At 59.8% G+C, this 22579-nt stretch carries 22 protein-coding genes; 12 read left to right on the top strand and 10 right to left on the bottom strand.

What is annotated here, in order from left to right; all coding sequences use genetic code 11:
• Positions 1–3: 3 nt before the first annotated feature.
• Positions 4–1395, top strand: coding sequence for an alpha,alpha-trehalose-phosphate synthase (UDP-forming) (otsA, locus tag CUJ84_RS36430; protein WP_105010272.1), 1392 nt, complete (start codon positions 4–6; stop codon positions 1393–1395).
• A 193-nt stretch (positions 1396–1588) separates the two neighbouring features.
• On the opposite strand, the gene CUJ84_RS36425 is transcribed toward otsA, so the two are convergent.
• Complete coding sequence (locus CUJ84_RS36425) at positions 1589–2542, bottom strand: sulfonate ABC transporter substrate-binding protein (protein WP_027687167.1); 954 nt, start codon at positions 2540–2542, stop codon at positions 1589–1591.
• A 461-nt stretch (positions 2543–3003) separates the two neighbouring features.
• Positions 3004–4533 (bottom strand): aldehyde dehydrogenase (NADP(+)), encoded by a 1530-nt coding sequence (locus CUJ84_RS36420; RefSeq protein WP_105010271.1) that lies wholly within the window; start codon positions 4531–4533, stop codon positions 3004–3006.
• Positions 4534–5094: 561 nt separating this feature from the next.
• Between CUJ84_RS36420 and CUJ84_RS36415 the strand changes: the two genes are divergently transcribed.
• Together CUJ84_RS36415 and CUJ84_RS36410 are read left to right on the top strand one after the other, a co-directional pair.
• Positions 5095–5661, top strand: a complete 567-nt coding sequence (locus tag CUJ84_RS36415; RefSeq protein ID WP_105010270.1) for a sugar transferase — start codon at positions 5095–5097, stop codon at positions 5659–5661.
• A 121-nt stretch (positions 5662–5782) separates the two neighbouring features.
• A complete protein-coding gene (locus CUJ84_RS36410) occupies positions 5783–7798 on the top strand; it encodes a polysaccharide biosynthesis protein (protein ID WP_105010269.1) in 2016 nt (671 codons plus the stop codon).
• A gap of 27 nt (positions 7799–7825) precedes the next feature.
• Here the strand turns inward: CUJ84_RS36410 and CUJ84_RS36405 are convergent, their stop codons facing one another.
• The 3 genes from CUJ84_RS36405 to CUJ84_RS36395 form a co-directional block, all read right to left on the bottom strand.
• Positions 7826–9100, bottom strand: coding sequence for an O-antigen ligase family protein (locus CUJ84_RS36405; protein WP_105010268.1), 1275 nt, complete (start codon positions 9098–9100; stop codon positions 7826–7828).
• Between the two features lie 322 nt (positions 9101–9422).
• On the bottom strand, positions 9423–9674 hold the full coding sequence (locus CUJ84_RS36400; protein WP_105010267.1) for a hypothetical protein: 252 nt from the start codon (positions 9672–9674) through the stop codon (positions 9423–9425).
• Between the two features lie 56 nt (positions 9675–9730).
• On the bottom strand, positions 9731–10135 hold the full coding sequence (locus CUJ84_RS36395) for a DUF2934 domain-containing protein (RefSeq protein WP_105010266.1): 405 nt from the start codon (positions 10133–10135) through the stop codon (positions 9731–9733).
• Positions 10136–10411: 276 nt separating this feature from the next.
• Between CUJ84_RS36395 and CUJ84_RS36390 the strand changes: the two genes are divergently transcribed.
• Together CUJ84_RS36390 and uxuA are read left to right on the top strand one after the other, a co-directional pair.
• Complete coding sequence (locus CUJ84_RS36390) at positions 10412–11134, top strand: GntR family transcriptional regulator (RefSeq protein WP_105010265.1); 723 nt, start codon at positions 10412–10414, stop codon at positions 11132–11134.
• A gap of 44 nt (positions 11135–11178) precedes the next feature.
• Positions 11179–12366: a mannonate dehydratase gene (gene uxuA / locus CUJ84_RS36385; protein WP_105010264.1), complete on the top strand. Its 1188-nt coding sequence runs from the start codon at positions 11179–11181 to the stop codon at positions 12364–12366.
• 68 nt (positions 12367–12434) lie between these two features.
• Here uxuA and CUJ84_RS36380 read toward each other — a convergent pair whose 3' ends face one another.
• Positions 12435–13082 carry a TetR/AcrR family transcriptional regulator gene (locus CUJ84_RS36380; protein ID WP_105010263.1) on the bottom strand — a complete coding sequence of 216 codons (648 nt, stop codon included), beginning with the start codon at positions 13080–13082 and terminating at the stop codon, positions 12435–12437.
• 135 nt (positions 13083–13217) lie between these two features.
• Between CUJ84_RS36380 and CUJ84_RS36375 the strand changes: the two genes are divergently transcribed.
• Positions 13218–14402 carry an HlyD family secretion protein gene (locus CUJ84_RS36375; RefSeq protein ID WP_105010262.1) on the top strand — a complete coding sequence of 395 codons (1185 nt, stop codon included), beginning with the start codon at positions 13218–13220 and terminating at the stop codon, positions 14400–14402.
• Between the two features lie 24 nt (positions 14403–14426).
• The gene (locus CUJ84_RS36370) at positions 14427–16016 is read left to right on the top strand and encodes a DHA2 family efflux MFS transporter permease subunit (RefSeq protein ID WP_105010261.1); all 1590 of its coding nucleotides are present in this window, start codon (positions 14427–14429) and stop codon (positions 16014–16016) included.
• Positions 16017–16064: 48 nt separating this feature from the next.
• Here CUJ84_RS36370 and CUJ84_RS36365 read toward each other — a convergent pair whose 3' ends face one another.
• Positions 16065–16934, bottom strand: a complete 870-nt coding sequence (locus tag CUJ84_RS36365; RefSeq protein WP_105010260.1) for an aldose 1-epimerase family protein — start codon at positions 16932–16934, stop codon at positions 16065–16067.
• 120 nt (positions 16935–17054) lie between these two features.
• A complete protein-coding gene (locus CUJ84_RS36360; protein ID WP_105010259.1) occupies positions 17055–17384 on the bottom strand; it encodes a DUF6665 family protein in 330 nt (109 codons plus the stop codon).
• Positions 17385–17589: 205 nt separating this feature from the next.
• On the opposite strand from CUJ84_RS36360, the gene CUJ84_RS36355 reads away from it, so the two are divergent.
• The 4 genes from CUJ84_RS36355 (at position 17590) to CUJ84_RS36340 (ending at position 20683) form a co-directional block, all read left to right on the top strand.
• Positions 17590–19212, top strand: coding sequence for an ABC-F family ATP-binding cassette domain-containing protein (locus CUJ84_RS36355; RefSeq protein WP_105010258.1), 1623 nt, complete (start codon positions 17590–17592; stop codon positions 19210–19212).
• A gap of 98 nt (positions 19213–19310) precedes the next feature.
• Positions 19311–19703, top strand: coding sequence for a VOC family protein (locus CUJ84_RS36350; protein WP_105010257.1), 393 nt, complete (start codon positions 19311–19313; stop codon positions 19701–19703).
• A 138-nt stretch (positions 19704–19841) separates the two neighbouring features.
• On the top strand, positions 19842–20432 hold the full coding sequence (locus tag CUJ84_RS36345) for a hypothetical protein (protein ID WP_105010256.1): 591 nt from the start codon (positions 19842–19844) through the stop codon (positions 20430–20432).
• Positions 20433–20518: 86 nt separating this feature from the next.
• On the top strand, positions 20519–20683 hold the full coding sequence (locus tag CUJ84_RS36340; protein ID WP_003549551.1) for a DUF1328 domain-containing protein: 165 nt from the start codon (positions 20519–20521) through the stop codon (positions 20681–20683).
• A gap of 81 nt (positions 20684–20764) precedes the next feature.
• On the opposite strand, the gene CUJ84_RS36335 is transcribed toward CUJ84_RS36340, so the two are convergent.
• Both CUJ84_RS36335 and CUJ84_RS36330 read right to left on the bottom strand, forming a co-directional pair.
• The gene (locus tag CUJ84_RS36335) at positions 20765–21124 is read right to left on the bottom strand and encodes an EF-hand domain-containing protein (protein ID WP_105010255.1); all 360 of its coding nucleotides are present in this window, start codon (positions 21122–21124) and stop codon (positions 20765–20767) included.
• Positions 21125–21144: 20 nt separating this feature from the next.
• Positions 21145–21393: a membrane protein gene (locus tag CUJ84_RS36330; protein ID WP_003552191.1), complete on the bottom strand. Its 249-nt coding sequence runs from the start codon at positions 21391–21393 to the stop codon at positions 21145–21147.
• A gap of 590 nt (positions 21394–21983) precedes the next feature.
• Here CUJ84_RS36330 and CUJ84_RS36325 point away from each other — a divergent pair.
• A complete protein-coding gene (locus CUJ84_RS36325; RefSeq protein WP_105010254.1) occupies positions 21984–22505 on the top strand; it encodes a DUF992 domain-containing protein in 522 nt (173 codons plus the stop codon).
• Positions 22506–22579 lie beyond the last annotated feature (74 nt).

Here is a 22579-nt window from a genome sequence, read left to right as displayed (position 1 = left end):
GCAATGGCACGGCTTGTTGTCGTTTCCAATCGAGTGCCGATTCCCGATAAAGACGGCGTGGCACCGGCGGGCGGTCTTGCCGTCGCCTTGCAGGCCGCTCTCCAGGAACGCGGCGGTATCTGGATGGGGTGGTCGGGCAAGTCGAGCGGGAGCCGAGAACCGGAGAAGCTCTCGCGGCAGCAGCAAGGTAACATCACCTATGCCGTGACCGACCTGACCGATACCGACGTCGAGGAATATTATCACGGCTTTGCCAACCGCGTTCTCTGGCCGATTTGCCACTATCGGCTCGATCTTGCAGAGTATGGCCGCAAGGAAATGGCCGGCTATTTCCGCGTCAACCGCTTCTTCGCACAGAGGCTGGCGCCGCTGATCGAGCCGGACGACGTCATCTGGGTGCATGATTATCATCTCATTCCGCTGGCGGCGGAACTGCGCCGGATAGGGCTGAAAAACCGAATAGGTTTCTTCCTGCACATCCCCTGGCCATCAGCCGACGTGCTCGTCACAATGCCGGTGCACGAGGAAATCATGCGTGGGTTGTCGCACTACGACCTTCTCGGATTCCAGACCGACCATGATCTTCAGAATTTTGCCGGCTATCTCACGCGAGAGGGCATCGGCAACGACCTCGGCGACGGCCTATTTGATTCACACGGACGGACATTCAAATCAGCTGCCTACCCAATTGGCATCGAGACCGCGGCTTTCGCTGAACTTGCAGGCAAAGCCTGGGCAAACATCCTGGTCCGCAAGGCCCGCCAGAGCATCGAGGGTCGCGACCTGATCATCGGCGTCGACAGGCTCGACTACTCGAAAGGCATTACTCAGCGTCTGGACGCTTTCGAGCGTTTCATCACCACCAATCCAGCCTATCAAAACAAGGTGACATACTTACAGATTACCCCGAAATCGCGATCCGAAGTACCGGAATACGAGCAGATGCAGCGAATGGTGGCTGAACAGGCAGGCCGGGTAAATGGCGCGATCGGAACCGTGGATTGGGTGCCGATCCGCTATATTAATCGGTCCAGCAGCAGAAATGTGCTCGCTGGCCTTTACCGTCTTGCGACGATCGGGTTCGTAACGCCGTTGCGCGACGGAATGAACCTGGTCGCGAAGGAATATGTCGCAGCGCAAGATCCGGATCGCCCGGGTGTCCTCGTTCTCTCCCGCTTTGCGGGCGCCGCCCGCGAATTGAAAGGCGCGCTGCTCGTTAATCCCTATGATGTCGAAGGCACCGCCAACGCTCTTGCCAGGGCACTGACCATGTCAATCGAAGAACGCCGAGAACGCTGGCGGGGAATGATGGATCATCTGCTCGAATATGACGTCTCTCGCTGGTGCAATGATTTTCTGAGAGATTTGACTGCCAAGACGGCTGCCGCCAATTAGGTTTTCCATCCAAACCGGATCGAATTGGGATTTGTCGGGAGAACACCACGCATTGTTCTTCCTTGCTTTCACTCAAGCCAAGGAGCGAGCTCGCGGACGTTTCACACGGAGCTCGGTGTCCAAGCTGAATGTCGTGCGAGAAGGCGGCCAGACCTTCTCGCACGAGCCGGTACTCAGATCCTGAAGATGGGCATCACGCCTTGCCCTTGCGGACGACATCCGCAATCGTCACTTTCTTGGGAATGAGTTTGAGTTCGAAAAAGGTGTCGGCGATGCTCTGCTGCTGCGCGACGACGGCGTCATCCAGGCTCTTGATCCCGTACGACTGACGTTCAAGCGCCTTGACGAGGACAGGTTCGGGGATGCCGACCGACGGTGACAGCTCTGCAGCCGCAGCGGCGGTGTCGGATTTGGTCCATTCGTCGATTTCGGAAATAGCGTCAATCAAGACATCGATCGCCTGGGCGTGGCCGTCGACCAGTGAAGTCGTGCCGAGATAGAACTGGTGATTGGGAACGATGCCCTCGCCGTTTCTGAGCTCTCGCGCTTCGATCGCCACTTCCGCCGCTGCCTGGAAGGGATCCCAGATGACCCATGCATCCACCGCGCCCTTTTCGAAAGCTGCGCGGCCGTCGGCTGGGGCGAGAAAAGATGGCTCCACGTCCTCGTAGGTCAAACCGGCTTCTTCGAGCGCCTTAACGAGCAGGTAGTGCACGTTCGAGCCTTTGTTGAAGGCGACCTTCTTGCCCTTCAGGTCGGCAACGGACTTTATGGGGCTATCCTTCGGGACAAGTATGGCTTCACCGCGCGGGGCGGGCGGCTCATGTGCGATGTAGACAAGCGGAGCGTTCGCCGCCTGGGCGAAGATCGGCGGCGTTTCCCCGGTCGATCCGAAATCGACAGCACCAGCGTTCAGGGCCTCAAGGAGCTGGGGACCGCCCGGAAATTCGGTCCATTCAACGGTGTAGTCGATGGATTTGAGTTTCTTCTCCAGCAACCCTTTGCCCTTGAGAAGCACCAGAGTTCCATATTTCTGGTAACCGATGCGCACGACCTTGTCAGCCGCGCCAGCCAGTCGAACCTGCATCAAAGGTGTCGCGATGGCGCCTGCCACCACCGCAGTGAAAGCTCGTCTTGTGATCTTCATCATACCCTCCGGAATAGACGACGCTAAAATAAAGTATGTCTACATTTTTCCTAGAGTATGCATGCTCCCGCGTGCGCTTCTTCGGGATTCGCTTTTTTGTTCTGTCGCGGCAGCGAGCAAAAAGAACCGCGCCTTATGCTGATCCGGATTTTAACGCGACGAATTCGGCAGGCGATCGCAATGCTCCGCCATGCCCCGATATTCCGCCATGCCCCGTTATATCGACAGCAAGCAGGTTTCAAATCCCGCCGTCGATCGAAGTGAGACGAAGTCAACAAAATGTCTAAAGAGACGACCAGTTCCCACTTGCGGTGAGGTCCGGTCGGGTATCTCGGTCGACCGTCCACGTCCGCTGCGCGTAGATGGTCGCGTGCGGGGAGGGCGCCCCCTGAAAAGGTCGAGCGCCCTTGGTTTCGTTTCCCTCATGAGATAGGCCGCAGGGAGAAAGCGGATGTTGGGGGCTACCTGCTTTGAAGCGGCGCCGGAAGCAACTCGGCCGGAAAGTCCTGGTAGGAAACCGGTCGCAAAAACCGATAGATTGCCAGCGTGCCGACTGAAGTCGACCGACCGTCCGACGTCGCCGGATACGGCCCGCCGTGCACCATCGCCGGAGAAACCTCGACGCCGGTGCCGAATCCGTTCACGAGGAGACGACCGGCGAGAAGTTCCAACTGGGAAATCATTTGCGCAGCATTCGACAAGTCGTCTTGGTGGACGTGCAAGGCAATCGTCAATTGACCTTCCAGAGAGTTCACGACTTGGCGCAAATCTGCTTCATCACGGCAACGCACGATCAATCCTGCTGCGCCGAATATCTCCTCCTGAAGCTCGGGCTCTGAAAGGAAAGAGGCCGAGGTCGTTTCAAACAGGGCTGCCGTTGCCTGTTGCGGTGTTCCCTGCTTTCCCGTCGCCAACTGCGATACGGAAGACGACGCCTGCAGTCTGGCGACACCCTTCCGATAGGCCTCGCATATCCCTCCGGTCAGCATCGTTTGAGCCGGAGATTCCTGAAGAGCTGCTGAGGCAGCGTTGATGAACGTGTCGAGGCCGCCGCCATCGATTGCGATGATGAGGCCTGGATTGGTGCAGAACTGACCGGCTCCCAAGGTCAAGGAGGACGCGAACGATTTCCCGATCGCTTCTGCGTTGTTCTGCAGGGCGTTCGGGAAAAGGATGACGGGATTGATGCTGCTCATTTCGGCGTAGACCGGAATGGGCTGCTTCCGCTCCGACGCAATCTTCATCAACGCGGTTCCGCCGCGCCGGGAGCCCGTAAAGCCCACAGCGCGTATCCGATGATCGGCGACCAGCATCTGTCCAACCTCAAAACCAGCGTCGAACAGTAAGGCGAAAGTTCCTGCCGGCAGGCCGCTTGCTGCGACCGCCTGCTGGACGGCACTGCCGACAAGCGCCGACGTTCCGGGATGAGCGGAATGAGCCTTCACGACAACGGGACAGCCGGCGGCAAGGGCGGAGGCCGTATCGCCGCCTGCCACGGAGAAGGCAAGAGGGAAATTCGAAGCGCCAAACACCGCCACAGGCCCGAGAGCCACGTTGCGAAGACGAAGATCAGGCTTGGGTGCAGGCTTCCGGTCGGGATCGGCCGGATCGAACCTCAGTTCTTGGAATGCACCTTCGCGTACTTCTTTGGCAAACAGGCGCAGCTGGCCGACGGTTCTCGCACGTTCGCCTTCGAGACGCCCACGCGGCAGGCCGGTTTCGTCCATTGCTCTCAGGATCAGATCGTCACCGAGTTCGAGAATGTTCTCAGCAATCGCCTCCAGGAAAAGCGCGCGCTTCTCCAGCGGTGTCTCCCGATAGATGGGGAAAGCATGCCAGGCGACAGCCGTGGCTTGCTCCACCTGATCTTTCGTCGCTCCCGCAAAGCTCGGCTCCATAGGTGAGCCGCTGGCGGGATTGGTGGCGGAAAAGCTGGCTGCGCCGCCCCGCAGAACCGCGCCGCCGATGAGAAGATCGCCGGAGACTTTCATGATACATCCTTTCGAAAGCTTATTCTGGACCACTGTTCAGGTCCCGGTTGAAAGGTCGCTTGTGGACCTTTCAACGATGATGGCTGGATGTAGATAGTCTCAGAGCGCCGCAAAACCAAGTCGCGCAGTTAAAAAGTAATACTTTTTATTCGGCCCTCCGACAGCCTTTCATCGGACGTAACTCGGCGTGCGGAGTGGTCCTTCAAGGGATCCCATGCCGTGAAGTGTCCTGCCGGATGAATGTCAGAGCCTACATCAGCGTACTAAACAGAATGGCACCCGGGGCGACGAGCGGCGCCGGTCCGTATCGATCACACAAGTTGCCAACCGTGGGGAGCAGGGACCCATGATCAGTCCTCCCGGGGAGAAGCAGCCGACCGGTTGAAGCGTGGTCTAACCCAAATGGGCATGGCAGGAGGAGGGCGACGGGTCGATGATAGACCGAGCATGCCCGGAGATAAAACACCATGTCCTCCAGTTGACGCGAAACGCTTTTTGACGATACGGCAAGGCGATAGCGTGAACGGCGGATGGTCGGTCGATGGAGCGGAGCTGTGGAGCATGGGTTTGAAACGGGCGGTGGATTTTTTGCTGGCTTTGATTGCGTCGGTGATCCTGCTTCTTCCAATCCTCATCGTCGCTCTTTGTGTTCGCCTCACCTCGCCCGGACCAATCCTCTATTGGTCAAAACGTGTCGGCCGTTTCAATCAGATCTTTCTGATGCCAAAGTTTCGCAGCATGCGCGTCGACACGCCGACGGTTGCCACGCATCTGCTTGAAAACCCGGATCGGTTTCTGACGCCCATCGGCTCGTTTCTGCGCAAATCCAGCCTCGACGAACTGCCGCAGCTCTGGTGCATTCTCGAGGGGACGATGAGTTTCGTGGGCCCACGGCCGGCACTCTACAATCAATACGACCTTATAGAATTGCGGACGGCCCATGGCGTCGACAAGCTCCTGCCCGGATTGACAGGATGGGCGCAGATCAACGGACGCGACGAATTGCCGATTCCGGAGAAGGTCAAATTCGATATCGAATATCTCGAACGTCGCTCGTTCGGCCTCGACATAAGCATCCTGTTTATGACGGCCGAGAAGGTAATCCGCCGTAAGGGAATACGGCATTAAGTTACCTACTTCTGATAGATAAGCAGTGCGGAAGACCTTGGTTTCCGATTATTTCAGTTGCGCTCGTTGCAGAAAATGACAAGAAGGTGGTGTCGATCGATCTGCGAAACGCTGGTAAGCAATGCCTGAAAATACCCCCACTGAGACATCGCGCTCAGGATGGTTCTTAATGCCGATGCAAGCGCTCGTCGCCCCTCTGCTGGCGATGCCGCGGTTTGCCAAACGTGCTCTGGCTTTGCTGGTGGATTCCAGCTTTTGCGTTCTGACGATCTGGCTGGCCTATTGCTTCCGCCTGAACGAATGGACGGTGCTGACCGGCGTGCAGTGGCTGCCGGTCTTCGTTTCGCTGTGTATGGCACTTCCCATCTTCATCGTCATGGGCATGTATCGGGCGATCTTCCGTTATGCCAATATGGCTGCTTTCATTACTGTTCTGAAGGCGATTGCGATCTACGGCTTCGCCTTCATGACGATATTTACTGCCCTCAGCGTCCCCGGTGTTCCGAGAACCGTCGGTATCCTCCAGCCCTTCCTGCTGTTGATTGCGATCGGGCTGTCGAGGTTGAGTATCCGCTACTGGCTCGGGGATGCTTACCAGCGCATCCTTCACAAGAATATGCTCGCCAAGGTGCTGATCTATGGGGCAGGGACGGCCGGGCGGCAACTGGCCGGTGCCTTGATCAACAGTGCCGAACTCAATGTCGTCGGCTATCTGGATGATGATCCGCGTCTCAAAGGCGGCGTCATGGGTGGTTTGCCGATCTACGACCCCTCGGATCTGCCGGTGCTTGCCGAATCTCTCGGCGTGCACAATGTGCTTCTTGCTCTTCCCTCCGCATCGCGGCAGCGTCGCAATGAAATCCTGGAGCACATCCGTAAAGCCAGGGTCAATGTTCGCACGTTGCCGGATCTCACCGCCCTGGCTCAGGGCCGCATCGCCGTCTCCGACATCCGTGAGCTGGAGATCGAAGATCTGCTGGGGAGAGAAGCGGTGGCGCCACGGCAGGAGTTGCTCGACAAGGCGATGCGCAACAAGGTGGTGATGGTCACGGGTGCTGGTGGCTCGATCGGCGGCGAGTTATGCCGCCAGATTCTGCGCAACGAGCCTTCCAGCCTGATCCTTCTCGATCAGAACGAGTTTGCGCTTTATAATATTGACGCCGAATTGCGGAAGCTGGCCGAACTGTACAGACATGAAAATCTGCAGATCGTCCCGATCCTCTGTTCCGTCCGGGATCAGGATCGCATGGAACATATCATGCAGAGCTGGCGACCTCAGACGCTCTATCATGCCGCCGCTTACAAGCATGTTCCCCTTGTCGAACACAATGCCGTGGAAGGCATCAAGAACAATGTGATGGGTACGCTGGTTGCGGCACGCGCGGCGAATAAATGCGGCGTCTCGAATTTCGTGCTGATCAGCACAGACAAAGCCGTGCGTCCGACAAATGTGATGGGCGCCAGCAAGAGGCTGGCGGAGATGGTTCTGCAGGCGCTTGCGGCGGAATCGGCGACCGACAGAATGCGAACGAATTTCTCCATGGTCCGTTTCGGAAACGTCCTCGGCTCCTCCGGATCCGTCGTGCCGCTTTTCCGGCAGCAGATCAAGGACGGCGGCCCGGTGACGCTGACACATCCTGATATAACCCGCTATTTCATGACCATTTCGGAGGCTTCTCAACTCGTCATTCAGGCCGGCGCGATGGCGGAGGGCGGAGATGTCTTCCTGCTCGACATGGGAGAGCCGGTTCGCATCGCCGATCTCGCCCGCAAGATGGTGGAGCTTTCCGGGCTGGCCGTCCGCGACGAAGACAATCCCGAAGGCGATATCGAGCTGTCCGTTACCGGTCTTCGGCCCGGCGAGAAACTCTTTGAAGAGCTGTTGATCGGGGATAATCCAGAAACAACCGAACATCCTCGGATTATGAAGGCGCGCGAGGATTTCCTGTCCTGGCCGGAGCTGTCGCGAAGGCTCAACGCGCTCAACGCGGTGTTGGACCGGAACGATATGATCGCTGCACGTGCGACATTGGCGGAGCTTGTTTCCGGCTATTCCTCAACGGGTGAGGTCTCGGATCTGGCTTTCACCGGCGCCGAGCCACTTAGGCTGCCCCAGACAATTCAAAGCACGCTGTAAGGGCTGCAGGCTCAAAGGTGCCAGACGTCAGCTCCGAACGACCGGCGCAAAGCCAGTGCTGCCGCGATCCGCACAAATAAGGGCGACCATGTAGGCGAAGATCGGATCCAAAGCTTTCTGATTGAACATGATGCCAAAGCTGCCTGTTATGACGTAGCTGCTGACAAGCAGAAGAGCGAGCGCAATCGCTAAATCCCGGCCCGGCCCCGCTTCTTTTCTCCACGCGCCCATCACGGGCGTCAGCAGCATCAGCGAAAGCGCTGCAATGCCGAAAACGCCGGCGTCGATTCCCGCGGTCAGAAAGCCGTTATGGACATGCGAGTAAGGCAGCTGCGGCCTTATATTATCGGGCAGCTCTGCCAAAACCGAAGCCATCCGGTTTTGCGGGCCATAACCCGTCAACGGGTCCTTACTGATTGCCGATAGTGCGCCTTTGTACAAGGCGAACCGGGCACTCAGCGACGTGATCTCGCCGTCGGTGCGTTCGAGCGATGTCAGATTTTCCTGAAGCGCCTGGATGCGATGGAGGATCTGGCCGCTGCCCAGGGTGATAAGTCCCGCCAACAGCAAGGAACTGGTAATAGCCAGGCTGCGCAAACTCAGATGGAAGCTGTGTTTGCGAAAATACCAGAGAAAGATGACGATATGGACGGGAATGACCAGCCAGGCCGAGCGCGTTCCCGAAAGCAGCACGCAGCCTAGGCCGGCGGCATATCCCAATATCGCAATTCTTTGCTCCACGCTTCTGGGAGATTGAATGTTGAGAAGCGCAATGCCGCCGAACAGAATACCTATCACGCCCAGAAGTGCAGCGTTCGAAGTCCCAGCCTCTGCTCTCTCCATCAGAAACATGATCTGCAGGAGACTGAAAAGAAAGGTGACGATCATGCCTATGCCTGCGCCGAGGATAAAGAGCGGCACGAGACGGCCATCGGGAGATTGGCGCATCCGCGGCAATATCAGCCAGATGGAAAAGAAAGGCAGGAGCCGGAATATCCAGTCCGGTACTTCGGAGTAAGGCGGATTGATGAAGATGCTGGCGATCATCACCAGCGGGTAGATCGACATGCCAATGGCGACCAGCCGGTCGGATTTCGATAGGTTCAAGACGAGGCGGCCCGTCGCCAGACAGTAGACGCCCCACACCATCGACGCGAGAAGGATGAAGGAGTTAAAGTTCGGCGAAAGCCCTGGAAGGATTGCAAAGAGAAAGACGGCAATGCGGTTGTTTCGGTCGAGTGCGCTTCCGGCCTCACCCCCCGGATAAAGCACTGCCATCTTGAGTTGTCTGAAATAATTCACGTTGCCGGTCCTGACCGTGTCGATGCTGCCTCGCTAAGGATCGTGATCACAGCTGTCAAGCTGTGATCACGGTGCAATCTATGGCTTTATTCGACGTGGTATTCCGGCAACAGGCGTCTGGCCAGACCTGGGTCTGTTCGATGATGGGGGGCAAATAGGTACGACGGTAAGGCCGGATTCAACAGAAAACACGTCTGAGGTGCGGGCGTGATGTGAAGGTTTGATAGCCAGCAGCCGACGAGCGTACCGAGAGAAGAAGGCGGCATCATCGGGATCGGCGAAGAGCCGATGCATGCGCCTCGTTGAAGTGACGCGGCTGCCGCTATCGCCAATACGGGCGTGTCGAACCTTCCGCCGATGATCGACCAAGGAGATAGCCAAGCCCGAATGCGACAATGCCGGTGGTGAGCAGCAATGCGCTTGCGGTATGCGGGTGCTGTCTGGCACCGAAGGCGACGGCATAAGCCTCACGTTTCATCTCTTTGGCTGCCGACTTCGCGACCTTGGTCAATCCCTCCGGCTGCTCAGCGGGTGTGCCGGTGAATCCGGCGTTCAAGTTCTGTTTGTCGACCATGTCGGGGACCTTTCTGAAATTGGCGCGCGGTCTGAAATTGGCGCGAGGTGGAAAGTTCAATCCTGCTCGCGTGTGCCGGGGGAGGCTTCGCGTTGATCGGCGTCCTCGAGATCTGTCTTGACGAGAAATGCATCCGTATGTTCGCGCGAGGCCTCTCGCAATGCTGCAAGGTTTGGAGGATTGTCGGCTTCGTCCTGCTGCGCATCGAGTTCATGTTCGGCCAGGGTCCAGTGATGCCCGTGCTTGCCTTCCGGCCTCCCTTCTTTCTCCCACAGGGAATATGCCTTTCTTCGGATCTCCTCCTCGCGGCTGGCTGCCGGCGACCCGCCGCTCAGCCTGTCGATTTCGTTTGCGGCTCGCCGAGCCATCTTCCGTCCGCCTGGGTCCGCGGCGGGTGGAGTTTTCGGCCGGCCGCCGTTAGTCGTGTTTTCGTTTATCTTGCGTGGTGCTGGCTTTTTCATGAGGGTCTCCTTGCGGATCTCAACCAACTCGGCCGATCTAAGTTCCAAACAAAGAGTGCCTCGGCGCAGAGATCGGCTTTCCATTTCCCGCGAGGTTTATGCCGTTCACCCGCGCTTTCGCACTGTAATTGTCGTTCCATGTTTTTGCCTCGAGCCTGCGGCCCGCGGGTCGACTTGCTCAATTCGCGAAGCGCCGAACCTTGAGTGGCATGTCTTGGCATGTCGATAAAACTGATATACTAGTATGCCATTGAGTTTCAGCGTCCCGGTATATCCATGCAGCAAGCATCAGAAGCCGAAGTTTTGGTCGTCCCGACGTCGCGGGAGGCCGGGGGCAGGCTGCGCCGTATCACCACGGCTGGCGCCATCTACGATCGCCTCTATGCCGACATCGTGTCGCTGCGGATGCCGCCAGGCATGCTGCTGCAGGAAAAGCGGATCGCCGATGATTTCGGCGTCAGCCGCACGCCGGTGCGAGAGGCGCTGCTCCGGCTTTGCGAAGGCGGACTGGTCGATATCTACCCGCAGTCGGGCACCGTCGTGTCGCGGGTGCCGGTCTCGGCGATCCCCGAGGCGGTCATTGTGCGCAAGGCGCTCGAAGGCGCGACCGTCGAGGCTGCGGCTCTGACCGCGACGGCCGCCGATATCGCCCGTCTCGACGCCATCATTGCCCGCCAGCAGGCCTATGCCGCGACCGGCAATGCCTCGAGCTTTCATGAGGAGGACGAGGCCTTCCATGAGGCGATCACGCAGACATCGGGTTATCCCGGCATCTGGGCAATCCTGAAAACGGTCAAGGTGCAGATCGACCGGGCACGGCGCCTGACTTTGCCGGTGCTTGGGCGCACGGATAATGTCGTGCAGGAACACATGATCATCCGCGATGCGCTCGCCGCTCACGATGCGGCGGCTGCACGCAGCGCCATGATCCATCATCTGAGTGCCGTCATTCCCGATGTCGACGAATTGCGCGCGCGTTACCCCGATTATTTCTGCTGACGGCAGGCCAACACGAAACGAAAAGCGAGAGGGAAGGAAGAAGGATGCGACAGGGTTGGAGATGGTTCGGACCGGAAGCGCCGGTGACGCTGGATGATGTCCGTCAAACGGGCGCGACGAATATCGTCTCTTCGCTGCATCAGGTGCCGATCGGCAGGGCCTGGACGGAGAAGGAGGTGCGCGAACGTCAAGCTCTGATCGAAACGACGCCCGGCGACCGTTCGCCGCTCGTCTGGTCGGTTGTCGAGAGCATCCCGATCCCCGACGCCGTCAAGCGCAAGGGCGGGGAGGCGAAGGCCGAAATCGAAGCCTGGATCGCCAGCCTCGAAGCGGTCGCCGCCTGTGGCATTCCGATCGTCTGCTATAATTTCATGCCGGTGGTGGACTGGACCCGCACCGAACTCGATTTCGTGACACCGACGGGCGCCACCGCCATGCGTTTCGATCACGAGCGCTTCGCAGCCTTCGATCTCTTCATTCTGGAACGGCCAGATGCGGCGCAGCACTATTCCGCGGAAGACCGCGAACGGGCGCGTATCGTTTTCGAGGCGATGACCGACGACGAGGTCGCCGACATTACCCGTATCATCACCTCGGCTCTGCCGGGTTCGACGACCGAACCCCTGACCATTCCGGCCTTCCGGGATAAGCTGGTCGCCTATAGCGGCATCGATGCCGCAAGGCTGCGCCGGCACCTTGTCGAATTCCTCGAAGCGGTGACGCCGGCGGCAGAAGCGCGCGGCGTCAAGCTGACGCTGCATCCCGACGATCCGCCGCGTTCGCTGTTCGGCCTGCCGCGCATCGCCTCGACGGCAGACGACTATGCCGCTCTGTTCGATGCGGTACCATCGGCTGCGAACGGCATGTGTTACTGCACGGGCAGCCTCGGCGTGCGCGCCGAGAACGACCTGCCGGCGATCGCCCGGCGCTTCGCCTCGCGCATCCACTTCGCCCATCTGCGTGCCACGACGCGCGAGGGTGACGGCCGGACATTCCATGAAAGCGCGCATCTGGAAGGCGACGTCGATATGGTCGCCGTTCTCAGCGAACTGGTCGCGGAAGACCGCCGCCGCAGTCCCGAAGACACCATCGTGTTCCGATCGGACCATGGCCATCGCATGCTCGACGACCTCGACAAGGTCGTCACACCAGGCTACCCGGCCATCGGCCGCATGCGCGGCCTCGCCGAACTGCGCGGCATCCTGCATGCGCTGGGCGCGCCGCCGAACTGAGCGTCTCCGCGGTTCGCGGCGCTCGCCCTTCGGCGGAAATCATCGTGCTCTGAAGCCCAAGCGATGCTTCAGAGCGCGCAACCTTTAAGGAACAGATCGGTGCACATCTTCGCGCGCGCGGCGATCGCATCGATCTTCGGCGGCAGCTCCTGGCGCAGCATCGCGGCACGCTGCGGCTCCATGATCATCATCCCGCGCAGCATGCCGCAGGCCGCATGCGGATCATCTAGCGCAATCAGTCCACGATCGATCTGCCTGTGGAGCCAGTTCTCCATCAGTGTATTGGTTCTGACGATCGCCTTTTCATAGAAGGCGTTGGCGATCTCGGGGAACCGATCAGACTCGCTGATGACGAGCCGGGTCACGGTGATCGTATCCACCGAGAGCGTCAGCATGCCATAGGCCGTCAGTATGCGCTCAAACCCCTGCCTGAGATCGGCCACGGCGAGTGTGCCGGGGTCGAGCGCGATCAAAAAGCGCCCCGTGCGCTCCGTGATCATCTCTGAAAAGAGATCTCCTTTCGTCGGAAACAGCCGGTAGAGCGTCTTGGTCGAAACACCGGCCACCTGCGCGATCGCAGCGATGCTTGCTGCGGCATAGCCGTTCTCGTGGAACTGCCTGTTCGCCGCCTCGATGATCACGCTTCTCGTATCCTCGTCGCAGCGAACTTGCGGTCGTCCTCGCGGCTTCTTCTCGATTTCGTGATTTTGGACCATGGTGATTTTCCAAATTCTTATTGACATCTATCTTCTAATGCATATTTTGGAAAATATCAAGTTTCCTAAAGTGCATTTCATTCGAATTCAGAGGCCGCAGCCCAAGTGACGGCGACCGTCATCAGGAGAAAGACAATGACCATCAAGACGCTGCATGCCTTGAACAACAATACTGCCGTTGAGACCGTTGCCGAAGCCGCTCCCGCAAGCCTGGACGCCGGCAAGCCGCCGCGCGTCGCCGAAGCTGCCGCCCCCGCTGCCGAGGAAAAGCCCGCCCGCAAGCGCGGTGGCCGCTCCCTGCTTCTCGGCGCGACCGCACTCGTGCTGATCGCCGCCGGCGCCTATTACGGCCATGATTACTGGACGGTCGGCCGCTTCCATATCTCGACCGACGACGCCTATGTGAAGGCCGATAGCAGCACCATCGCCCCCAAGGTTTCAGGCTATCTCGCCGAGGTGCTCGTCATGGACAACGAGACCGTCAAGGCCGGCCAGCCGCTCGCCCGCATCGACGACCGCGACTTCAAGGCGGCCCTCGATCAGGCCAAGGCCGATGTCGCCGCAGCAGAGGCCACCGTCAACGCCAAGCAGGCTTCGCTCGATATCCAGCAGTCGACCATCGCTGCGGCCCGCGCGACCGTCGACGTCGACCGCGCCAACGAGACCTTTGCCGAGCAGAACAACAAGCGTTATTCGAACCTCGCCACCAGCGGTTATGCCCCGGTCCAGACGGCGCAGCAGGCCGCCTCGCAGATCGCTGCCGCCCAGGCCTCGATCGTCCGTGACACCGCCTCGCTCGATGCCGCCGTCAAGCAGGTCGATCTGCTGAACGCCGAACTGGCCCAGGCAAAGGCAGCCCTTGCCCGCAGCGAGGCCGTCCAGCACCAGGCCGAGCTCAACCTTTCCTATGCGACGATCACCGCGCCCGTCGACGGCACCGTGGGCAACCGGACGCTGCGCGTCGGCCAATATGTCCAGGCCGGCACCCAGCTGATGTCGGTCGTGCCGACGACGGCTGCCTATGTCATCGCCAACTACAAGGAAACCCAGCTCACCGACGTCAAGGCCGGCCAGCCAGTCGATATCGAGGTCGATATGTTCCCCGGCCGCACCTATCACGGCCATGTCGACAGCCTCGCTCCGGCAAGCGGCCAGGAATTTGCCCTACTGCCGCCCGATAACGCTACCGGCAACTTCACCAAGGTCGTCCAGCGCATTCCGGTCAGGATCGTGCTCGACGGCGACGCTGCCGCCAACGGCGACCTGCGCCCCGGTATGTCCGTCCAGCCGAGCATCGATACTAAGAACGACCGCAGCTAGGCCGGGGGACGAGGAGTTCGTGTCATGTCCACCATCGCAGCAACAGCCGCTCCCATATCGCAGCCGAAATCCGGCGCCAGCACCAGGGAATGGATCGCCGTTCTCGCCGGCATGATCGGCGCCTTCATGGCGATCCTCAACATCCAGATCACCAATGCCTCGCTGCTCGACATCGAGGGCGGCATCGGAACGGGCGTCGACAACGGCGCCTGGATCTCCACCTCCTACCTGATCGGCGAGATCGTCGTCATTCCGCTGACGGCCTATTTCAGCAACGTCTTCTCGTTCCGGCGCTTTATCCTCGTCAATTCCGTCCTCTTTCCGCTGTTTTCGATCGCCTGTGCCTTCGCCCATGATCTCGGCACGATGATCGTGCTGCGCGGCCTGCAGGGTTTTGCCGGCGGCGTGCTGATTCCCATGGCCTTCACCATGGTGCTGACCAAGCTGCCGAAATCGCAGCAGCCGCTGGGCCTGGCAATCTTTGCGCTCTCGGTCACCTTCGCACCAGCGATCGGCCCGACAATCGGCGGTTACCTCACCGAAAACTACGGCTGGCAGACGATCTTCTTCATCAACGCCATCCCGAGCGCCATCATGGCGGTCGCCCTTGCCCTGACGCTCGACAAGCAGCCGATGCAGCTTCGCCTGCTCAGGGAGGGCGACTGGGCTGGTATCTTCACCATGGCGATCGGTCTCTCGGCGCTGCAGACGGTGCTCGAAGAAGGCAACAAGGAAGACTGGTTCTCCTCGCCCTTCATCGTCAAGCTCAGCATCGTCGCCTTCGTCTTCCTCGTCGCCTTCATCTGGATCGAGCTGACGGTTGAGAAGCCGTTGGTCAAGCTGCGCCTGCTGAAGCAGCGCAATTTCGGCATCGGCGTTGCCGTCAACGTGCTGGTCGGCGTCGCCCTTTTCGGCACCGTCTACATCCTGCCGCAATATCTCGGCCAGGTGCAGCGCTATAATGCCGAGCAGATCGGCAACGTCCTGGCATGGACCGGCCTACCGCAGCTGCTTTTGATCCCGCTCGTGCCGATGATGATGAAGCGCTTCGATGCGCGTTACATCGGCTTCCTCGGCATCTCGATCTTCGCGATCAGCTGCTTCATGAACATCACGCTTTCAGCCGATACCGCAGGCGACCAGTTCTGGATCCCGAATATCGTCCGCGCCATCGGCCAGGCGCTGGTGCTGACGCCGATCACCGCCATCACCACCGCAGGCATTGCACCTTCCGATGCGGCCGCCGCCTCGGGCCTGACCAACATGCTGCGCAATCTCGGCGGCGCCGTCGGCACGGCGACGCTCGGCACGGTGCTGACCAAACGCGAGCAGTTCCACTCTAATATCATCGGCCAGTCGGTGACGCTCGGCCGTGACGAAGTCCGCACCCGTCTCGACCAATTGACCGGCTACTTCATGCAGCATGGTGTCTCCGACCATGCCGTCGCAGCCCAGAAGGCCGTCGTGGCGCTTGGCCAGGTCGTCAAACGCCAGGCCCTCATCCTGGGTTTTGCCGATACCTTCGCCGTCATCGGCGTAGTTCTTGCCATTGCAGCCGTCGCCCTGCTGCTCACCCAAAAACCGCGGGCCGGTGGTGGCGCCGGCGCTCATTGAAGACCCCTGGCGCTCGCCCGGCTTCCCGGCGAGCGTTTCTGTCTGTCCCTATTCCGGAATTTCGACCGTGAAGGCGAAGCTCGCCACCGCGCCCGGCGCCAGAATCGTGGTCGATGGCCTCGCCGACAGCTCGCTCGAACCTCCCGCTTCCGCAGCCGTTCCATGCCAGGGCTCGACGCAGAGAAAGGGCGCCCCCGGCTTGGTCCACAGCGCAAGGTTGGGCAGGTTTTCGAAATGGAAATGCATGGCCGGCCCGCCATAGGCGCCATAAGTCAGCCCTTCGCCAGCACCATCAGGGAAAATCATCGCATCCTGCTCGAACATTCCATGATCGAGCACCAGCCGGCCGGCATCGAACGGCGAGGGCAAAGCCGCAGGATTGATGAGGCCGCCTTCCAGCCGCACGAGCGCCGGCTCGCCTTCATTGTCGAGGGCGACGATATGGTCGCGCCCGGAAGCACCAGGCAATGGCCAGGCGAAGGCCGAATGGAAGCCGAGACCGAATGGCATCGGCTTCTGGTCGCGATTGGTGACCTCCGCCGTGACAGTCAACGCCCGGCCCTCGACAGCATGCACCACAGCCAGCTGAAACTCGAAGGGATAGACCGCTCGGGTCGCATCCGAGGCGGATAGTTCGTAACGGCACATCGTCGCGGTCGAGGCCGCAAGCACGAATTCGCTGCGGCGGGCAAAACCATGCTGGGCCATCGGATAGACCGTGCCGTCGATCGCGATCTTATCATCCGGCGCCTTGCCGACGATCGGAAACAGGATTGGCGACCGGCCGTTCCAGAAGGCCGCGTCGCCGGTCCACAACCACGAGCGTCCGTCGCTTGATGTCAGCGCCTGCATCTCGGCGCCGAGGGAAGAGACATCAACGGTGAGATCCTGATTTCCGATCCGGATGGAGCTTGGCATTGCGCTTCCCTTTCGCGTTGGTGCGGCACCAACCCATACCTTTCCGCACTGGGGATTTCCACCCAATAGAGAAAGGCAGGACGGCAGCCACGATGACAATGGCAGCGCCGTCGCGGCGCGTTATTTCCGCACCGCGCCCAATCTCGCGATCACTTCATTCGGAATGCAGTAGCGCTGAATAGCGTCGCGGTTGTTCCGCAACCCGCATATCTCGCGCTGGATGAAAAAGGCCCAGACGGCGTCCGATGCTTCATTGAGAAGCCTCTCGCGTTCCTCAGCACTCTGGCGATCGGGAGCCCAGGCCTTCAGGGCGGCAAGTGCTGCCTCCACCTTCAGCCCGTGACGTCCAAGCGAATCCGCGCGTTCCGACATCAGCTCGTATTCGAGGACGTTGAAGCCGTTTTTATTCTGCTCGGATGGTCTGAAGGACTGCGGCGGACGAACGCTCATTGGCACAGGTCTCCGTTGGCGTGAGCCGCGATAATATCCGATCCGGTTCCAAATTAAAGAAGGTGAGCATGATGCCGTCCGAAAACCGCTCACGCTTTTCGGCATCACATTCTTGATCGAGAGGGTGGGAAACAGGACTATCCTGCGGTTTCCTCGCATGGCATAAGCGCGCCAAAATCTCCTTCTCCAGGCTCCCGCGCAAACCATGATCCGTATCGAAAATATCAGCAAGCAGCTCAGCCACCGCATCCTCTTCATCGAGGCGTCCGCAGCGCTCAATCGTGGCGAGAAGATCGGCCTCGTTGGTCCGAACGGCGCCGGCAAGACAACCGTCTTCCGGATGATCAACGGCGAGGAACAGCCCGACGAGGGGCAGGTCTCCGTCGAGAGGGGCGTCACCATCGGCTATTTCAACCAGGATGTCGGCGAGATGGCCGGCCACAGCGCCGTCGCCGAGGTGATGAACGGCGCCGGTCCAGTCAGCATCGTTGCCGGTGAATTGCGCGATCTGGAGGCGGCCATGGCCGATCCTGAGCAGGCCGATAACATGGAAGAGATCATCGAGCGTTACGGCGAGGTGCAGGCGCGTTACGAGGAACTGGACGGCTATGCGCTCGAGGGCCGCGCCCGCGAAGTGCTCGCGGGTCTGAGCTTTAGCCAGGAGATGATGGATGGCGATGTCGGCGCGCTGTCGGGCGGCTGGAAGATGCGCGTGGCGCTTGCCCGCATTCTGCTGATGCGCCCCGATGTCATGCTGCTCGACGAGCCGAGCAACCATCTGGATCTCGAAAGCCTGATCTGGCTGGAGGAATTCCTGAAAGGTTATGAAGGCGCGCTGCTGATGACCTCGCACGACCGCGAGTTCATGAACCGCATCGTCACCAAGATCATCGAGATCGACGCGGGCACGTTGACGACCTATTCCGGCGACTATGAATTCTACGAGCAGCAGCGGGCGCAGAACGAGAAGCAGCAGCAGGCCCAGTTCGAACGCCAGCAGGCAATGCTCGCCAAGGAGATCAAATTCATCGAGCGTTTCAAGGCACGCGCCTCGCATGCCTCGCAGGTGCAGAGCCGGGTGAAGAAGCTGGAGAAGATCGACCGGGTAGAGCCGCCCAAGCGCCGCCAGATCGTTTCCTTCGAGTTCCAGCCGGCCCCCCGCTCCGGCGAGGACGTGGTCAACCTGAAGAACGTCCACAAGAAATACGGCAGCCGCAGCATCTATGAGGGTTTGGATTTTGTCGTGCGCCGCCGGGAACGCTGGTGCATCATGGGCATCAACGGCGCTGGCAAGTCGACGCTGCTGAAGCTGGTGACCGGCTCCACCGCGCCTGATCAGGGCAGCGTTGCGCTGGGCGCCAGCGTCAAGATGGGCTATTTCGCCCAGCACGCCATGGACATACTGGACGGCGAGCGCACCGTCTTCCAGATGCTGGAAGACCAGTTTCCCCAGGCGGGGCAGGGGCCCTTGCGCGCACTGGCCGGCTGCTTCGGCTTCTCCGGCGACGATGTCGAGAAGCGGTGCCGGGTACTGTCAGGCGGCGAAAAGGCGCGTCTGGTCATGGCGATCATGCTGTTCGACCCGCCGAACCTGCTCGTGCTCGACGAGCCGACGAACCATCTCGACCTCGACACCAAGGAAATGCTGATCAAGGCACTGTCGCAATATGAGGGCACGATGCTGTTCGTTTCGCACGATCGGCATTTCCTCGCAGCACTCTCCAACCGGGTGCTGGAACTGACGCCCGAGGGTGTCCACCAATATGGCGGCGGCTACACCGAATATGTGGCGCGCACCGGCCAGGAGGCGCCCGGCCTGCGAAGCTGACGGTTTTTTGCGCAGCATGTCGAAGCCGTCAGCGTCGAATCGACAAGCGGAGAGCCGGCCAGCGATATCGGTTGGCCGCTCGAAGCAACGGAGGAGAAATGCCCATGCTGTTGGATCGGATCGAGGTCGTCACCCTGTTCGTCGATGATATCGACGAGACCAAAGCGTTCTACCAAAAGGTCTTTGCGCTCGACGTCGTTTATGAAGACGCGGCATCCTCTGTCCTGAAATTCTCGGGAACGATGATCAACCTGCTCAATACGGCGCAGGCGCCTCAGCTGGTCGAACCATCCGCCGTGTCAGCCCCCGGTTCGGGCGCACGCGTCCTGCTGACGATCAAGGTCGATGACGTGGATTCGGTTTGCGCGGAGCTGCACAAACTCGGGGTCGCGCTGCTCAATGGTCCGATCGATCGTCCATGGGGTCGCCGCACCGCGGCCTTTGCCGATCCGTCGGGCCATGTCTGGGAGGTCGCGCAGGAATTGCGCTAGACAGCTGTTGCGCGCTTTGCCGCTGCCTTCAAATTTAGGGGGTCGTGAGGCGAGAGGGCTCGCCTCTTCGGCCTCATCGATGCGTCTCGGCAAGCCGCTTCGTCCACGCGAAGAACGGATTCAGCGGCTATTGCCACGATGATGACCAAATTCCGTGGTGTTCGGAGCCCTCTTCATGCAATCGGGGACGGGCGCATCGGCATGGACTGGATCAATCGCTATATCGATCAGCCGCTACTGCACGGCGCGGCGGGCTTGCTGCGGCGTTGGCATCTCCGCACGCGGCAACCTCCGGAGCTGCTGGAGCCGACATGGAATCTCGTCGTGCTCTCCTTTCTGCTGATCGCGAGCGGGCAGGTTATGGCCGGCAAACCTTTTGCGCTCAGTGTTGCCGCGCTGATCATGCTGGCGCTGCCGTCAGCGCGAAAGCTGCTTTCGGCGATAAAGACGGGGGGAGGCGGTTACGGCGCCCGGGAATACAAGTCGCTGAGAGCGCGGGCCATCGCCAAACGTGAGGCGGAGTGGTCGGTGCGGATCATCGTGTTGTTCGCATCCGCCTGCCTTCCGTTCATCGCCCGCATCGACGATCCGGTGGGAGCCTATTTCATGTTGGGAGCAAGCATCTGGTTCGTGCTGACCGGGCCGCTCAAGGCCTATCTCGATGCGGCTGAACCTCCCGAGCCGAATGAAGGCGACCGGACGTACAGCGACGCCTTTCATTTCGGCTGAACAAACCGATGCGCCGACCGTGACACGGACGGGAACCAAATGGGGCGGCCTCCGTTATCTCCGCAGCAACGTAAAAGGAGATTGCGATGCTTTACTACGCTCTGGTGTTTCTCGTCGTGGCCTTGATTGCCGGCGTCCTCGGATTTGGCGGCATCGCAGGGGCTTCAGCTTCCATTGCCCAGGTTCTGTTCTTCATTTTCCTGGTGCTGTTCGTCGTATCGCTCGTCATGCGACTGATGCGAAAAGTATAACTCAGACAGATTAAAGTATAAAACCCGGCGAAACACATTGCCGGGTTTTTCTTTATTGCTACAGTCGGTTTGACGTCTCCATCACTGAAGGTTTCCGTCCCCGTCGTGGTCGGCTGTCGCAAAATCCGTCATCACCCGCTGCATGAATTCGCTTCGGCTGATGCGGCCGTTGTGGTTCGCGTCGGTCAGAGTGAATTGCTCGACCGTCAGGATCTGCACCGTCTCGTCGGACAGCAGGCTGCCGTCCTTGTTCTTGTCGAGACTTCCGAAAGCCGTGCCCATGAAGGTCTCGTATTCCGATCGGTCGACGGTCTTGCTGGTATTTGCGTCAAGCCGATCCATCTGTCCCTGATACATTGATCCGGGCTGTTGCTGTTGTTGCGCCACTGCCCCAACGCATTGGCACAGTATGAATGTGGTCACCAAAGCCAAGGTCTTCATCGCTTGATATCCCTCCCCAATTAGCGGCAAGCCAGACGGTTGCCGACGTAACCGCCGCCGCCGATGCCGGCGCCGACAGCAAGCACCTGCCCGGTTCCAGCGCCGATCGTGCTGCCGATCAAGCCACCGACAATCGCGCCGCCGACGGTTCCCGCGATGCAGCCGAATTCGGAATTACGATCCGAGACGGCCTGCGACGTCGGGCCGGACTGGCAGGCGGAGACGGCAAGGCATCCCGCCAGTATGATGTTTGTCCTGCGTATGCGCATCTTTCCCTCCCGATAAATTACCCGTTATCTCCAATAGAGATCGGCGGGCGTACGATTGTCCGGCCCCCGCGAAAATATCGCCTGATTATATTTCTCAAATTCAGACTTAGTTTCTGTTCGAACAGAAGCAGAATTCCGGAAAACAAGCGGAAATTCTGCGGCAATGCCAAGCAATCATGCCGTTTTCTCTCCAGTTGCACTGCTGCACGGAGAGTATCTTCGATACAGTACAGCTATCTATACGGCATGGCAACCTGCGCGATCATCGATGCCTATCCAAATAGGGGCGCCTGCGATGTGCATGATACCGCTCGTCGAGAGCTGACGGCGATCAGGATCGTGCCTTTCCAGCAACCATCCCTGACAACATCGTGAAATAACCGGATGACGCGAAAAGATGCCTTCGAAATGTCCCAATGGGAGCTGAACCGTAAGCGTGTTTATCGCTTGCGCCCTCCCAGGCGCTTTGACATGCGATGCGTAAATGATGCCGGTTCGGGATCGTTTTGCGGTTCCGTCCGTTATCTGTTGCCGAATCTGGTGGCGAGTAGCCGGGTATGCTCCCGTCACGATTTGAGAAGGAGAGACTTATGAACAAAATTCTTGCGACGGCTTTTGCCGCGGTATCGTTGACGTTTGTCGGCGCTGGGGCGGTCAATGCCGCCGATCTCGGCACCAGGACATATGAAGAGCCGGACCTGCGCAATGGCGTGAAGATCGGTTACCTCACCTGCGATATCGGTGGCGGCACGGGTTACGTGCTCGGTTCCTCCAAAGAGGCCGACTGCATCTTCCAGTCGACCGTCGGCAACGAACTTTCGGATCGTTATACGGGTGAAGTGAGAAAGCTTGGCATTGACCTTGGCTTCACCACGCGCAGCCGCCTGATCTGGGCCGTATTCGCGCCGACGGCCGGCTATCACCGCGGATCGCTCGCCGGCCTCTATGTCGGCGCCACCGCCGAAGCGACGCTCGGCGCCGGTGTCGGCGCCAATCTCCTGGTTGGCGGCACCTCCGGCTCGATCCATCTGCAGACGGTCAGCCTGACCGGTCAGCTCGGCCTCAACGTTGCGGCCGGTAGCGCTTCGATGACGCTCACACCAGCGAATTGATATGGCCTTGTGACGTCCCCTACCGCGACGCGGCCGGGGACGTCATCTCGTCTGAGGCGCGATTTCGCACCCTC

The organism is Rhizobium leguminosarum (assembly GCF_002953715.1).
Classification (GTDB): Bacteria; Pseudomonadota; Alphaproteobacteria; order Rhizobiales; family Rhizobiaceae; genus Rhizobium; species Rhizobium leguminosarum_V.
Note: the sequence above shows the minus strand (reverse complement) of the source record. Positions and strands in the feature narration are given on the sequence as shown.